Here is a 15105-nt window from a genome sequence, read left to right as displayed (position 1 = left end):
GGTCAGTCCTTGCCGCTGTTGGGCTTGAGCCAGAACGGCACCGACGGATCGTCACCCGAGCCGCCGTTGCCGCCGCTGCGCAACCACAGCGGCGGCGCCTCGGACGAGCGGGACGACGACTCGTCCGACCCGAAGATCCTGGGCCCCGACGACGCGCCGGACGGCCGGGACGCCGACCCCCCGGACCTGGCCCCGCCACCGTTCCTGGACCCGCCACCGCCGAAGAACCCGCCCCCGGACCCACCGGAACCGGACCCCGAACCGCCACCGCCGCCGAACAGCCCGCCACCGGAGCCACGCGTACGCGACCCCGAGGACCGCGAGCCGCCACCCCCGCCGGACCCGCCGAACCGGGAGCCGCGCGAACCGCCCGAGGTGCCGTTGCGCGAACCACCGGACGCGCCGCCCCGCGAGGTCCATCCGCCACCCGACCGGCCGCCGAACCAGCCACCGCCACCAGCGCCACCGCCGCCACCGCCGGAACCTCCGGCGGAGCCGCCACCCGCGGCCATGCCCCCGGACGGCGTGCCACCCGCGGCCGCCGCACCGGAGCCCGCTCCGCGGGCGCCGCTCGGCGCCGGGCCGCGCGTCCTGCCGGCCTGGCCGCCGAGGTTGAGCGGGGGCGCGGTGCCCCTGCGGGGTTCGAGCGGAGGCCGGGCCCCCGCCTTGCCGCCCTGCTGGTCGGTGTCCAGCGGCGCGGCCGACACCGGCATCCGGGTGCCCGCCGAGACGCCCTCGCCCTCCTCGCCGCGCATGCGCGCCTGGGCGACCGCGGCGCCGGCCGCCGCGCCCGCGCCGCTGCCCGCGGCCGCCGCCCTGATGAGCGGCTCGGCCTTGCGCAGGCCCCAGCGTCCGAGCTTGCCGCCGGCGACCGGCGGCAGCACGTTCGCGGCCCGCTCCAGCACGGGCGAGCTCGCGGCGTCGCCGAGCATGCGGGTGGCGACCGTGTGGCCGCTCAGGGACGCGAACAGATGCTGGAACGGACGCCGGTAGAAGAACACCGCGATCGTCAGCAGCGCCATGAACAGCACCTGCAGCCCCCAGGGCATGGCCGTGGAGATGATCAGGGCGTACCCGTAGACCAGGACGCTGAGGACGAGCGTCAGCACCGCCTGCCTGAGCAGCGTGCCGACGAGCATCTCCACCCAGCGCATGGCGATGATGCGCCCGCTGCCCGGATGGACGCCGACCAGCAGGAACACCGGCCCGAGTATCAGCAGCAGCAGGAAGCCCACCTTGAGCACCAGCAGCGAGACCGCCACCAGGAAGATCAGCAGCCCGGCCACCACCGCCGCGATGAGCGCGCCGACGGACACGCCGAGCCTGCTCGACCAGTCGCGGCCGGAGAAGACCGTGTAGCGGGAGTCGTTCTTGAGCAGCTCGGCGACCTTGGCGTACTCGGCCTGGTGGGCGGCGATGTCGGGGGCGGGCTGGCCGGCCACGGCTGGGGCGATCGACTGGGTCTCCAGCATCTTGCGCCCGAAGTCGCGCACGATCGGCTGCTGCGGGTCGGCGGTGCCGAACATGCCCACCAGCCACGGCTTGCAGACCAGGGTGGACCACAGCGCGTCGGCGTTCTGATCGACGCCGGCGGTGCCGACCTGGCCGTAGCCGCCCGGTTTGATCTGCGGGTTCGTCTGGCCGGGTGGTGGCAGGCAGGACGCGCCGCCCGCGCCCGGCAGGCCGGAGAAGGCGGAGTTGACCACCTCGCCCGTCTTGTCCGTCACGACCTTGCCGAGCCCGGTGAAGTCGCCCGGCCGGCTGAAGAACCACACGGCCACGGTGACCGCGAGGACCATCCAGATCACGCCCTCGGCGGTGGTGGTGGCCCGCTTGCGGATCAGGCCGTACCAGGCGAGCCAGATCGCGCCGAGGATCACGATCGGCCGCAGGAACGGCCAGTACATGGCCTCGGACAGGTTCTGAACGATGTCGTCGACGACGTCCTTGATCGACTGGAGCGGCCCTTCCGTCGCGGCCGCCTGGTACGTCGTGATCGTCAGCCGGTCGATGGCCTTGGCCGCGGTGAAGACGCCGTTGGCCCACATGTTGCCCAGCACGGCGACGTAGTCGGAGCAGCCGAGCCCGTGGGTCTGCCAGAACTGGCCGGCCATGCCGAACTGGCCGTAGTTCGTCGTCGGGGCCTGGGCGCCGCCCGCGGGAGGCGGCGGCTGGATCATTCCGTCGGTGCCGCCGCCGATCATCTCGGGGTTGAGGGGCCCCGACAGGTCACAGGGCGCCGCCGCGACGGGCGTGGAGAAACCGCCCACCACCAGCGGAACCACGAGAACGGCACTGACCAGCGCGAGAACCAGCGCCAGTCGTCGGGATAGTCGGATCTTCATGACCGCACCTCCTGCGCCCTGCCCACGCCCCCTCGAAGATCATCATGCCCGCCACCGTCTGGTTTGTCGTGTGTCGGGTTCGTGTCGAGCCAGCGGAGCAGTTCTTCGGAGATCAGGTCTACTCCGATGCGCCCGGCTCTGCCATCCAGATCACGGAATACGCATTCGCCGTTGCCGAGCGAGCGGAGCACGGCCTTGTGCTCCTCCGACGGCTCCACGCCGAGCAGCGACATGACGTGGTCCACCTCCACCCTTTCGGTGGAACGGAACGCGAACACCGAGGACAGACAGTTGGTCACCTGCTCGTTCAGCAGGTCTCCGGCGTTCTGGGACACCAGGACGAGCGCCGTGTTCCGGGACCGTCCCATACGGCTGACCTCTGGCACGAGCTTGGCGCCCTCGGGCGTGGAGGTGATCGCCCACGCCTCGTCCAGGAAGATCGCCTTGGGGGCGCGGCGGTCGAGGCCGTTCATCAGCCTGCGGGCGAACTGCGAGACCAGGTAGAGCAGGGCCACCGAGAGCCGCTGCTCGTAGGAGTAGTCGTCCCTGGTCGTGGCCACGTCGGGGAGCGTCAGCCCGCCCAGGGTGAACACGGTGGTCCAGCCCTCGCTGTCGATCTGGTCGCCGCCCGAGGGGTCGAAGCAGAGCCGGGCCAGGTGCATCTCCGACATCGAACGCAGCACCGCGCCCAGGTTCTTGGACGCCGGGTCGTCGGCCTGCTCCAGGTAGTCGACCACCTTGCCCAGCGACGGGTCGGCCCCGTTGGAGACCGCGGCCACCGCCTGGATCATGGCCGACTCGCGCTCCTCCGACATGCGGGGCAGCAGCAGCCGCAGCGTCTCGGTCGCCATGGTCTTCTTCGCCGCGATGTCGTCGCCGAACGAGAACGGGTCGAGCAGCCCCGGCGCGGCCGAGCCCAGCGGGATCACCCTGGCCTTGCGCCCGCGCTTCTCCAGGAGCTGGACCAGCGACTCGGCGTCGCCCTTCGGGTCGATCACCGCGACCGTGACCCCGCGCAGCGCCATCTGGTAGATCATCAGCAGCGCGAGCGTGGTCTTGCCGCCGCCCGGCTCGCCGGTGATCGCGATGGCGGTCGGCCGGTTGCGGCTCGCGGCCAGCAGCGGGTCGAAGTGCACGATGCTGCGCGCCCGGCCGACCGTCTCCCCGATGTACGGCCCGAGCCAGCCCTCGCTGCCGTCGTCGAGCCGGTCGCCGAGGTCGACGGTGGCCGTGGCCATGCCGCCCGCGATCGTCCGCAGCGGCTGACGCTGGGCGTAGGCGTTGACGCGCACCTTCTCGCCCGGCAGCGTCTCGCAGAACAGCGAGAACTGGTCGCCGGTCGAGTTCACCACGTCGATGCCCATGTCGCGGTAGTGCTCGACGACCGCCTCGACCCGCTGCACGCAGATGTCCTCCGTGGGGGCCGAGACGATCAGGCGGTGCCAGCCGTACACGAAGGGCAGTCGTTCCTTGGTGATGCCGTGTTCGAGCATGCGGGCCGCGTCGATCTGCTCGGCCAGCGCGATCGGCGCCTCCGCGCCCGCCTCGCGGATGTGGTGGTCCATGTCGCGGGCGTGGGCCAGCTTGCGCGCGACGTCCTTGGACGCCTTGACCGGCGGGATCAGCCGCATCCTGGACGAGATCTCCACCGGGAAGGGCAGCTGGTCGGCGAAGTGCATCCACGGCTCGCCGTCGGGGAACGGCATGAGGTCGGGGAAGCGGGCGAAGGACAGATGGGCCACGTACGAGTCGCCCTGCGGCTGCACGATCCGCAGCAACGACCTGCCGTTGTGGATCTCGCCCTCGACCAGCGACTCGATCTCGCCCTTGCCCCAGCGCCGCTTCGGGCTGGCCGAGGGCGGCGGGTCGCCGAGCGCTCCGGCGGCGGCGTGCTGGAACAGCCAGGCCACCTCGACGGACGTGGCGTGCCTGGCGTACAGGGCGCTGGACGCCAGCGCCCTGCCCAGCCGTTCGGCCGACTCCGTCCAACGGCCGATCTCGCTGTCCGGGACGTGGTCGTCCTCCATGCCGAGCGCCTTCTCGGTCTTCTGGTAGAAGCCGAGGAGCTGGGACAGCACGCCGCTGCCGAGCTGCTTGCCGCGCGGCCCGAGGCGTACGCCCAGGAAGACCTCCTTCGACCAGAAGTCCTTCGCCCAGACGTGCCGGTACATCTCCTCCAGGTAGTCGCGCCAGCCGGGCCCCTCGTCGGACGTGGCATTGAGCGCCATCGCCCACTCGGCCGCCGGGTAGGTGCGGTGCGCGACCCGCAGGTGGACCTCGGCGTCGGGCATCCTGATCGCGGCCAGCGCGATCGTGACGTTGGTGGCCAGCGCCTCGCGTTCCTCCGGCGTGACGAACTCGTAGCTGACCGTCGGAAGCCGGAAGTACGCCCACGCGCAGGTGTCCGTGAGCAGGATGCGGTCGTCGAAGTACCGGACCGCGAGGCGCTGGTGCGCTCGGGACGCCCTGCTCATGCCGCCCCCTCGGCGCATGAACGGGCCAGACCTGCTCGCATGTTCACTTAACGCTCACCGATTCTCGTGCCCGGGGGGTCACTCGCCAACTCCTCTTCGCTCGGTCGGACGGCCTGTCCGTGTGCCTGTACCGCGAAGCCTGCGATCACGACGCCGGCGAGGGCGAGGTAGGCCCGCCGTCCGGCCGCGCGCAACTGACCGGGGTCGACGATCTCGGCGCCGCCGGGCGCCAGGCCGTCCTCCCACGGGACCCGGACGATGGCCCGGCACCTGCCTCTGGCCACCGCCTCCGCCTGCTCGACGTCGGCCATCGAACGCCTGCTGACGCCGTTGACGACCATCACCGCACGCCTGCGCAGCTCGCCGCACCCGTGCCCGTCCAGCCATTCGTACGTCATCGCCACCGCTTCCGCCGCCTCCTCGCTCGCCGGGACCACCAGCACGAGCTGGTCGGCGTACGGCAGGATGCGGGCCGCGAGCGCGGCGGCCGGGTCGATGACCGACAGCTTGTAGTGGCGGTCGAGCAACCGCATCGACTCGCCGAGACGGTGGTCGGAGAAGAAGCTGCGGTCGGCGAGCCGCTGCTCGGCGCCCGCGTCGGTGTCGGCCGAGATCACCTCCAGGCCGGAGGCGGTGCGGGTGGTGAAGCCGCGCATCTTCAGGTAGCCGCTGACCTGGTCGAGCCCGGACAGCAACGACGTCAGGGTCTCGGGCGTCTCCGGCTCGATCCTGCTGGTCAGGGTGGTGCCGCCGGTGTTGGCGTCGACGGCGACGATCCGGTCGTCGCGGTAGGTGGCGAAGGTGTGGCCGAGCATGAGCGCCGTCGTGGACTGGCCCGCACCGCCGGTGCAGCCGAGCACCACGATCCGCCGGCTCCCGCCGAACACGGCCCTGGCCCTGGCCTCGTCGATCTCGGACGCGTCGGTTCGTACGCCGCCTCCGCCCACCACGACCTGGGCGATCCTGCGCCATCCGCCGGAGTCCCGGCCGACGACGGACTCGACCCTGCGCACCCGTCCCTCGGCGGGCCTGCTCTCACCAGGCCTGGGAACCGGCACGGGCGCCACGAACTTTCCAGCCCTGTCCCCTGACCTCCCGCCGACGGGCCGCTGCCGCGCCGCCACCTCTCGCACAGGCTCGTCCCGAACGGGCTCGTCCTCGACCCGCTCGTCGCGGACCGGCTCGGCATGCACTCGCTCGACGGGCGCGGGCTCCTCGTCCAGGGCAGGCGCATCACCGACGTGGCCTACAGGGGCCTCCGCACCGACGGCATCGTCCTTCCGAGCGGGGGCGTCGTCCGGCGCAAAGGCGTCGACCGGGGCGAGGGCGTCCACGTGAGAGGGGGCGTCCATGTGGGAGGGGGCGTCCGCCCGGGCGGTGCCGGGCTCTCCGTGGGATGCGTCCGCTTCGGCGGCGGCCTGCCCGGCGGGGGCATCGCCACCGTCGCCGGCGGTACCGCCATCAGCGGGGGCGCCGCCTTCGGTGCCCGAGGGCCGTTCAGCGGGGGCGGCGTCGGACGCCGCGACGTCCGCGCCGGCGGCGGGACCGGTCTCCCCCGCGGGAGCGCCGTCGGAGGTGGCGGGGCGCTCGGCCTTGGGGATCTGGTCCTCAAGGCGGAGGGTCGGACCGGAGAGGGGCTTGGCGTCGGGGTCGATCGGCGGCCAGGAACGCTGCGCGCCCAGGATCACCGTGCCGGGCCCGCCTCGCGGCGGCTGCCCCTTCCTGTGCTGGTCGCGCGCGATCGCGTTCTCGTCCTCACGGCCCTCGCCCTCACGGTCCGCGCCTTCGGGACGTTCACCGGCACCCTGGCGGCGCTCGCCCGTGGCCGCACGGCGCTCGCCCACGTCAACGCGGTGCTCGCCCGTGGCCGCACGGCGCTCGCTCACGTCGTCACGGCGCTCGTCCGTGGCAGCACGACGATCGCTCACGTCGTCACGGCGCTCGGCAACGCCGCGTCCGGATGGCTCCGGAGGGGCGTCGGCGCTGGCGGCGAGCCGGCGCAGCCGCCGCAGTGCCTCGGTGTCGATCGGCTTGCCGGACACGGGCCTGCGCCCTTCCGCCGCCCGGATCGGCACGACCGCCCCGCGACCGCCCTGTGCCTCGGCCGACGCCCTGTCCGCCTCGGCGTCCGTACGCTCGCCCGCCTGCGCCGCTTCGAGCCGCTCCTCGCGGACGGCGGCCGGCCCGTCGCCATGCCCGTCGCCGCGCCCGTCACCGCGCCCGTCATCACGCCCTGCGGCGTCGCGCTCAGGGGCCTCGCGTCCGCCCGCGTCGCGTTCGGAGCGGGCGTGACGGGGGCGGACGGGGAGGGCGCCGCCGGTGAGCTCGCGGCTGGCCAGCTCTCCGGCGGCGACGTCGTGCTCGACCGGCGACGACGCCGGTCCGTTCTCATCCCCGGGCACCAGGACCAGCGGCACGTCCTGCCCGAAGGCGGGCGCGGCCCGGCGGGCCTGCGGCGCCAGCGCGGGAGCCGTGCCCCGCCTGGTACGCGACCCCCACCCGGTACGGGCCTCCGCCACCGGCGCCTGCTGGGCGGCCGCCGCCGCGGCGGCCACGGCGGGACGCACCTGCCGCGGCCCGGTGATCCGCTGCCCCTCGCGCTTGCGCTGCGGCTGGCGGGCCTTGCGCGCCGCCTTCGCCTTGACCCGCACCGGAGTGGTACGCCACACGCGCCCGGAGAACGTGACCCCCTCGGGCTCGGACGTGGGCGCGAGCCGGTACCAGGCCTTGGGCTGGCCCAGGTAGCGGAGCTGGGACTCGAGAAGCTCGGTGAGCCGCTTCCCCTCGATGACGGGACGCGTGGACAACCACGTCACGATCCCCGGCGGGACCAGGAACAACACGTGCCACGGCATGGCCACCGGCACGCCCACCAGGATCAGCAGGAGGGACCACGGCACGAACACCCCGACGAACACGCCGATCCAGACGATGGGGAGCGGCATCGGGAGGCGAAGGTCGTAGAGCTTGTAGAGCCGCTTCTCGATGCGCCAGATGTTCGTATACGTGGGCAGGTCCACGCAGTCCTCCTCTCCACCCGCTCGTACATGACCGCCCTGGAGCGGTCTCAACCCTTTACTTGATGCCCAGCGCGCCCGCGATCGCCTTCGCGGTCACCTCGATGATGTTCGGAACGTAGAAGATCACTCCGATGGCCACAGCCAGGATGAGGAACTGGACGAAACGCGTGATCTCACGGGTGAAGAGGAAGAAGAGCGCGACCACGGAGACGACGACCAGGAACAACGGGGCGAAGAAGGCCCGCAGGAAGTTGGCGAGCCCTCCGGTGTCAATGCCGGTCGGCGACGGCGACGGCGACATTTCGATCAAGGTGAGCACTACGGTCTTCAACGTCACTTCTTGTCCTCCCGGGGGGTACCGAACAACAGCGCGGTCGTGCGTCTATCCAACGGCCCGACCAGCGCCGCGGATGTCGGCGACGTACCACTTGTCGCCCTGCTTCTCCACGGTGAGGCGGTAGGCCTGCTCCAGCCGCCCGCCGACGGCGGCCGGGTCGGTGGCACTGGGTGTGGCCGGAGCGTCGCCGTTGGGCACGATCCACACCACGACCGCCTGGATCTCTCGGGTGGCACCCCCCACAGGCACCACGATGTCCTTCAACTCCGCGAAGGTGAACGCGCTGCCGAAGCTCGGCAGCGTCTTCCCGGCGGCCACGTAACGCTGCAGACCGGCGGTGTCGCCGGAGGCGTAGTCCTTGAAGAAGCCCTCCAGTTGCGGCTTGAGCTCGGCCGCCGCCGCGTCGTCGGCCTCCGGCTTCGCGACCTGCGGGAGGTCGGCGGGAGCCGGCGCGGGCAGGATCGCCGGGCGGCCCGAGATGACGAACCGCCTGCCGTTGTCGTCGCCGGAGTAGTAGATCGGGACCGACAGCATGAGCCGGCGCGGCCCGGACTGGAAGGCCACGCTCACCACGGCGTTCTGGGCGTCGGACGCCTCGATGTCGTACGGCTGGATCGCGACGGCGGCCATCTTGCCGAAGCCGTCCCACCACATCTGGGCGTCCATGCCCTCGGCCAGGAAGGCGGCCAGCTTCCTGGTCCTGCTGGCCGCGTCTTCCGGACTGAAATTCAGATAGACCCCCGCGAACTGGGCGGCGAAAGCCATGCCCTGGTCAGCGGGGAATCCCTTGTGCGCCACGACGGCGCCATTGGTCGTCGTGGGCCCTTGCTGGGTAAACCGCTCAAATGGGGCACGAATCCCATTCACCACGATAACCACAATAAGCGCCCAGAGAATGATGCGGCCGGCCCAAACCAGCCACCGTCCGCCGCCACCGGACCAGCCGCCCCGACGTGGCCTGCGCGAGGGCGGCGCGTCGAAGTCAGCCATGTCCGGGCGCGCGGAAAGCTCAGGCTCGCCAGCGATCCGAGGATCGTGCTGGACGGTAGACCTACGAGCCATCACGCCTCCGCTCGCGCCGATCCCCCCGGTTGGCGCGGTGTCGTCCGTTGCCGATCCCCATCATCCGCGGTGAAGTAGTCACCCTATCCGGTCCCGCCATTCTTCCAGGAAAGCCACGCCCATGCTGCAGGCATGACCGCCTTGACGGCAAACCGGATCCGTATGGCAGGACTCAGTGCCGCTTCCAGTCAGTTACCGGTGGAATCACCATTTGACCAGGCCAGACGCCTATTTCCGCCTAGCGCGGCGGACATGGATTGCTGTCCAAAACAGGCATAGATGCTCACGACCTGCGCATTTGGCATGAGAGGAGGACAGAGGGTGTTATGTGCCACTTCCGGGGGTACGACTCTCTCGGCTCAGGCGGGCTCGGGGTCCTGGCCGGCGCGTGCCCGGCGACGGCTGTGCAGGTCGACGACCGTGGGCGACACCGCGCGCTCCAGCGACCCCCGGAGGTCGGCCAGCATCGAGGCGGCGTCGCGCTCGCGCATGCGGCTGGCCAGCTCGTTGCGCTCGTCGACCTTCCTGCGCAGGTACGCCTCACGGTTGACGCGTAGCCCGTACATGAGCTCGACCCTGATCAGGGCCAGCTCCTCCTCCAGGCTGATGCCCGCGAGCGTGGGCGCCGGACGTCGCTTCCGGATGATGCGTCGGATCATGAGGGCCTCCCGAGTCAGCGTGAACGCCGTGACGATTCGACGCGTAGGGACCCAAAGTGGTTGACGCCTCAGTTGTCCCGGAATCACATAATCCCGGAAGGGCCTGCGAGTTCGTCATCCGGACGATGGGCTTTCGACGGCGATCCGCCGGTAACCTAGCGTAGCGAAAGTTAGCCCACCGTGATTGGACTGATGTGATGCGTCGCCTCGCCGCCGCCCTCCTGCCCGCCGCCGCACTCGCCGCGTTCGCCCTCACCGCCCCCTCCCCCGCCGCCGCCGCGCCCTCCTGGGTCACCGACAGCGAGTGCACGGGCGCGGGCGGCAAGGTCACCCCCGTCGGCCGCGGCAAGGCCGTGTGCCAGGGGGGCACGTACGCGAACGAGCTCATCCACTTCGACAACAAGAAGCCCGCCGGCAACAGCGGCGGCGGGGGCGGCCTCCCGCTCAGCGGCGGCCCCGCGGCCCTGCTCGGCGGGCTTCTCGGATAGCGCGGATCAGACGTTGAAGCGGAACTCCACCACGTCGCCGTCGCGCATGACGTAGTCCTTGCCCTCGATGCGGGCCTTGCCCGCGGACCGGGCGCTGGCGATGGAGCCCACCTCGACGAGGTCGTCGAAGGAGACCACCTCGGCCTTGATGAAGCCGCGCTGGAAGTCGGTGTGGATCACGCCGGCCGCCTCGGGCGCCGTGGCGCCCTTGCGGATCGTCCAGGCCCTGGTCTCCTTCGGGCCGGCGGTCAGGTAGGTCTGCAGGCCCAGCGTCTCGAAGCCGACCCGGGCGAGCTGGCGCAGGCCCGACTCCTGCTGGCCGACCGACTGGAGCAGCTCCAGGGCCTCCTCCTCGTCGAGCTCGACCAGCTCGGACTCGATCTTGGCGTCGAGGAAGACGGCCTCGGCGGGGGCGACGAGGGCCGACAGCTGCTCCTTGAGCGCGGTGTCGGTCAGCTCGTCGGCGTCGAGGTTGAAGACGTAGAGGAAGGGCTTGGCGGTGAGCAGGTGGAGCTCGCGCAGCTCCTCCCGGTCGAGGCCGCTCTCGAAGACGGTCTTGCCGGTCTCCAGGACGGCCAGCGCGGCCTCGGCGGCCTCCAGCGCGGCCTTCTTGTCCTTGTTGTTGCGCGCCTCCTTCTGCAGGCGCGGGACGGCCTTCTCGACCGTCTGCAGGTCGGCCATGATCAACTCGGTGTTGATGGTCTCGATGTCCCGCTTGGGGGAGATCTCACCGTCGACGTGCGTGACGTCGGGGTCGCCGAAGACGCGGATGACCTGGCAGATCGCGTCGGTGTCGCGGATGTTGGCAAGGAACTGGTTGCCCCGGCCCTGCCCCTCGGATGCGCCCTTGACCAGGCCGGCGATGTCGACGAACTCGACCTTGGCGGGCAGGATGCGGGCCGAGCCGAAGATCTCGGCCAGCTTGGGCAGGCGGTCGTCGGGCACGCCCACGATCCCGACGTTGGGCTCGATGGTGGCGAACGGGTAGTTCGCGGCGAGTGCGTTGCCGGTCTTGGTCAGCGCGTTGAAAAGCGTGGACTTACCGACGTTGGGCAGGCCGACGATGCCGATGGAGAGGCTCACGGACAGCGAGTTTACTTGCTGAGCAGGTGCAGGCAGGTCACCGGACGGTACGTGCCGGGCGCCGCGCGCAGGTAACGCTGGGCGTCGGCCGGGCAGGCCGAGGGCGTGGTCTCGAAGGAGACGACCCGGGCCCAGGCGGCGGACGAGCCGCAGGCGGCCCTGGTCACCGCCGACCTGGCGACCACGTCGGCGGCCGGTCTGGCCACGCACGCACCCTCGGCGAGCACCTGGCCACCGGGCCCCAGGCAGACGACGTCCGCTCCGCTTTCGAGCGTGTCGAGGGTGGTCGCGGGGCATTCGCGCGCGGACGAGGCGATCGCGACGGACCTGCCGTACCAGCCGGAGCCCGCGCACGGGCGCTCCCGGCCGTCGAGCGCCACGCAGTCGCCGGACCTGAGCACGCCGCCGCCACCGCCGGGTGCGCCGGCGTGCGGGGCCAGGAAGGACCGCACGCAGGCCGTGCGGCCCAGGCCGATGCGGAGCACGTCGTCGGTGTCGTCGGGGCAGTCGGCGGGCAGCGGCGGGTCGTGCGCGATGGCCAGCACCTCGAAGTCGCCGCCGTTGCAGGCGATGAGCGCGTACCGCTCGGTCACGCAGGCGCCGGGCGTCCAGCGCAGGGTCGGACGGGAGACCGCGGGCGCCTCGGGGCCCGGACCGGTGAACACGGCTCCGGCCAGGGCGATCAGGGCCACCGACACCGCGGACACGGCGACTGCGAGCCGCAGATCGGTAGCCATCTCAATACTGTGCGTGACGGATGAGTCGGCGCACAAGCGGATTCCGCAAGCGTGTCGGGAAGATCCAGACGCGATGTGCTGCAATCATCGTTGGAGTGGATGTCGTCTCGCTGCTCATCGGGCTCGCCCTCGGACTCCTCGTCGGCTTCCTGGTCGCCAGGACCCGCGCGGCGGTGCGGGTCGCCGAGGCCGACGCGCGGGCCAGGTCGGCCGCCGAGAAGCTGGTCTACGTCGAGGAACAGCTCGCCGAACGTTTCCAGGCCCTGTCCACGCGCGCCCTCGACGTCAACAACGTGCGCTTCCTCGAACTGGCCGAGACCCGGTTCTCGGCCAGCCGGGCCGAGGCCGCCGGTGACCTCGACCAGCGCAGGCAGGCCGTCGAGCACCTGGTCGAGCCGCTGAAGGACGCGCTCGCGCGGGTCGAGTCGCAGCTTCGCGACACCGAGGCCGGGCAGCGGGCGGCGCGGGCGGAGCTGGCCAAGCAGATGGAGTTCGTGCAGCAGAGCAACGAACAGCTGCGCTCGCAGACGACCGCGCTGGTCAGGGCCCTGCAGCGACCCGAGGCCCGCGGACGGTGGGGGGAGCTGCAACTGCGCCGGGTGGCCGAGATCGCCGGGATGCAGCGCCACTGCGACTTCGAGGAGCAGGTCACCGAGGGCGCGATGCGTCCCGACATGGTGGTCAGGCTGGCCGGCGGCAAGAACATCGTGGTCGACTCCAAGGTCTCGCTCGCGGCCTACCTGGAGGCGGCGGAGGCGGGCGACGAGTCGCTGGCCACCGTCCGGCTCGACGCGCACGCCAGGCATGTGCGCGAGCACGTCGACCGGCTGGCGGCCAAGGCGTACTGGCAGGGGTTCAACCCGTCGCCGGAGTTCGTCGTGCTGTTCATCCCGGGCGAGGCGTTCCTCGCGCCCGCCCTCGAACGCGACCCGGCCCTGCTGGAGTACGCCATGGCGCGGCGGGTGCACATCGCCACGCCGACCACGCTGATCACGATGCTGCGCACCGCTCACTACGCCTGGCAGCAGGCCGCGCTGAGCGAGAACGCGCGGGCGGTGTTCGAGCTGGGCAAGGAGCTGTACGAGCGGCTGGCGTCCCTCGGCAGGAACGTGGAGTCGCTGGGCAGGGCGTTGACGCGGGCGGTGGAGGCGTACAACAAGTCGGTCGGTTCGCTCGAAAGCCGCGTCCTGGTCACCGCGCGCAAACTCAACGATCTGGGCGTCGTGGACGGCGATCTGGAGGCCCCGGAGATGCTCGAAGGGCTGCCGAGACCTCTGGCCTCGCCCGAACTGCTCGAAACCACGTCTCTCATTTCGCACTCGAACGGTAAGTTGGCAGGCGGGTCGCCGTAAACGGGGGTGGGAGAGTGGCAGAGAAGGGCAGGCGTTCCGGCGTCAGGCTGACCGCTCGCGGCGCCATCGCGCTCACTCTGGTCGCCACCTTGGCGGGCTATGTCCTGACCGCGGTGCTCGGCCTGTCCTACCTGGTGGGCGCCGCGTTCGTGGTGTCGTGCCTGCTCAGCGCGCTTCTGGTCAACAAGCGCGAGCTGCTGTCGCTGGTGGTCACGCCGCCGCTGGTGTTCTTCTGCGCGACGCTCTTCGTCGAGCTCGGGCGCGCGTTCGGCTCGGTGTCGATCGTGCAGTCGCTGGCCCTCGGCCTGTACGGCTCGCTGACCCGCGGCGCGCCCTGGCTGTTCGCCGGCTCCGCGGTCGTGCTGGCCGTGGCCTGGCGGCGCGGCCTGCGCGACAACGTGCGGGAGCTGCGCGAGGAGCTGAAGGCGGGCGCGGAGGTGCCGCGCCCGCGCCAGCCGTTCGTGCCCGAGCCGGAGGGCTACTTCGAGCCCAAGGTCTACGGCACCCCGCGCGGCGACGACTAGGACACGCGAAGGTCCTTGCGCAGCTCGTGCGGGAGCGCGAAGCGCATGCTCTCCTGCACCGACTCGACCTCGCGCACGTCGCCGAAGCCGTGGCCGGCCAGCCGCTCGAGCACCTCGTCGACCAGCTCCTCCGGCACCGAGGCGCCGCTGGTCAGGCCGACCGTGGTGACGCCTTCGAGCCATTCGTCCTGGATGAAGCCGGCGTTGTCCACCAGGTACGCGGCATCGGCGCCGTAGTCCTTGGCCACCTCGACCAGGCGCTTGGAGTTGGAGGAGTTCTCCGACCCGACCACGATCACGAGCTGGGCCTCGGCGGCGATCTCCTTCACCGCGACCTGCCGGTTCTGGGTGGCGTAGCAGATGTCGTCGCTCGGCGGGTCGAGCAGGGTGGGGAAGCGCTCCTTGAGGCGGGCGACCGTCTCGGTGGTCTCGTCGACCGACAGGGTGGTCTGGGACAGCCACACGAGCTTGTCGGGGTCCTTCACCTGCACCTTGCCGACCGAGTCGAGGCCGTCGACGAGCTGGATGTGGTCGGGGGCCTCGCCCGCGGTGCCCTCGACCTCTTCGTGGCCTTCGTGCCCGATGAGCAGGATGTCGTAGTCCTGGGCGGCGAACCGCTTGGCCTCGTTGTGCACCTTCGTGACCAGCGGGCAGGTGGCGTCGATGGTGCGCAGACCGCGCTCCCGGGCCTCCTCGTGCACGGCCGGCGAGACGCCGTGGGCCGAGAACACCACGATCTCGCCCTCGGGCACCTCGTCGGTCTCCTCGACGAAGATGGCGCCCCTGGCCTCCAGCGTCTTGACGACGTGGGTGTTGTGCACGATCTGCTTGCGGACGTAGACCGGCGCGCCGTACTGCTCCAGGGCTTTCTCGACCGCTACCACGGCTCGATCGACTCCGGCACAGTAGCCGCGCGGCTTGGCTACGAGTACTCGGCGGGAAGTGGGGGTCTGGGGCTCCATACTTCTTATGCTACGTGGAGCGGCCATCAGGGCTGCGCGTGCGTGGTCGCCCGCCGTTTGCC

General features: G+C 71.3%; 12 protein-coding genes. 3 read left to right on the top strand and 9 right to left on the bottom strand.

The genetic code is table 11. The features are described from left to right. Positions 1-2: 2 nt before the first annotated feature. From ABZ815_RS31075 to ABZ815_RS31050, 6 genes are all read right to left on the bottom strand, one after another. Positions 3-2345 carry a type IV secretion system protein gene (locus tag ABZ815_RS31075; RefSeq protein ID WP_357704149.1) on the bottom strand — a complete coding sequence of 781 codons (2343 nt, stop codon included), beginning with the start codon at positions 2343-2345 and terminating at the stop codon, positions 3-5. Continuing rightward, on the bottom strand, positions 2342-4819 hold the full coding sequence (locus ABZ815_RS31070; protein ID WP_357704147.1) for an ATP-binding protein: 2478 nt from the start codon (positions 4817-4819) through the stop codon (positions 2342-2344). The genes ABZ815_RS31075 and ABZ815_RS31070 overlap by 4 nt, the downstream gene beginning before the upstream one ends. A gap of 47 nt (positions 4820-4866) precedes the next feature. Continuing rightward, the gene (locus ABZ815_RS31065; RefSeq protein WP_357704145.1) at positions 4867-7839 is read right to left on the bottom strand and encodes a TcpE family conjugal transfer membrane protein; all 2973 of its coding nucleotides are present in this window, start codon (positions 7837-7839) and stop codon (positions 4867-4869) included. A gap of 55 nt (positions 7840-7894) precedes the next feature. Continuing rightward, positions 7895-8140, bottom strand: a complete 246-nt coding sequence (locus tag ABZ815_RS31060; protein ID WP_352325464.1) for a hypothetical protein — start codon at positions 8138-8140, stop codon at positions 7895-7897. Between the two features lie 81 nt (positions 8141-8221). Then, a complete protein-coding gene (locus ABZ815_RS31055) occupies positions 8222-8974 on the bottom strand; it encodes a conjugal transfer protein (protein ID WP_357704143.1) in 753 nt (250 codons plus the stop codon). 623 nt (positions 8975-9597) lie between these two features. Further along, positions 9598-9897: a hypothetical protein gene (locus tag ABZ815_RS31050; RefSeq protein WP_357704141.1), complete on the bottom strand. Its 300-nt coding sequence runs from the start codon at positions 9895-9897 to the stop codon at positions 9598-9600. 197 nt (positions 9898-10094) lie between these two features. Between ABZ815_RS31050 and ABZ815_RS31045 the strand changes: the two genes are divergently transcribed. After that, entirely contained in the window at positions 10095-10385 is a 291-nt protein-coding gene (locus ABZ815_RS31045) for a hypothetical protein (RefSeq protein ID WP_357704139.1), read from the top strand. Between the two features lie 6 nt (positions 10386-10391). Here the strand turns inward: ABZ815_RS31045 and ychF are convergent, their stop codons facing one another. Both ychF and ABZ815_RS31035 read right to left on the bottom strand, forming a co-directional pair. Beyond that, entirely contained in the window at positions 10392-11468 is a 1077-nt protein-coding gene (ychF, locus tag ABZ815_RS31040) for a redox-regulated ATPase YchF (protein ID WP_357704137.1), read from the bottom strand. Between the two features lie 11 nt (positions 11469-11479). Continuing rightward, positions 11480-12205 carry a hypothetical protein gene (locus ABZ815_RS31035; RefSeq protein WP_357704135.1) on the bottom strand — a complete coding sequence of 242 codons (726 nt, stop codon included), beginning with the start codon at positions 12203-12205 and terminating at the stop codon, positions 11480-11482. Positions 12206-12291: 86 nt separating this feature from the next. Between ABZ815_RS31035 and ABZ815_RS31030 the strand changes: the two genes are divergently transcribed. Together ABZ815_RS31030 and ABZ815_RS31025 are read left to right on the top strand one after the other, a co-directional pair. Continuing rightward, on the top strand, positions 12292-13557 hold the full coding sequence (locus ABZ815_RS31030) for a DNA recombination protein RmuC (protein ID WP_357704328.1): 1266 nt from the start codon (positions 12292-12294) through the stop codon (positions 13555-13557). A gap of 14 nt (positions 13558-13571) precedes the next feature. Next, positions 13572-14081: a DUF6542 domain-containing protein gene (locus ABZ815_RS31025; protein WP_357704133.1), complete on the top strand. Its 510-nt coding sequence runs from the start codon at positions 13572-13574 to the stop codon at positions 14079-14081. Here ABZ815_RS31025 and ABZ815_RS31020 read toward each other — a convergent pair. Beyond that, on the bottom strand, positions 14078-15043 hold the full coding sequence (locus tag ABZ815_RS31020) for a 4-hydroxy-3-methylbut-2-enyl diphosphate reductase (RefSeq protein WP_357704131.1): 966 nt from the start codon (positions 15041-15043) through the stop codon (positions 14078-14080). The two genes, ABZ815_RS31025 and ABZ815_RS31020, sit on opposite strands and share 4 nt — an antisense overlap. Positions 15044-15105: the final 62 nt, after the last annotated feature.

The organism is Nonomuraea sp. NPDC047529 (assembly GCF_040642995.1).
In the GTDB taxonomy this organism is placed as follows: Bacteria; Actinomycetota; Actinomycetes; order Streptosporangiales; family Streptosporangiaceae; genus Nonomuraea.
This window is presented reverse-complemented; position numbering and strand designations above follow the sequence as displayed.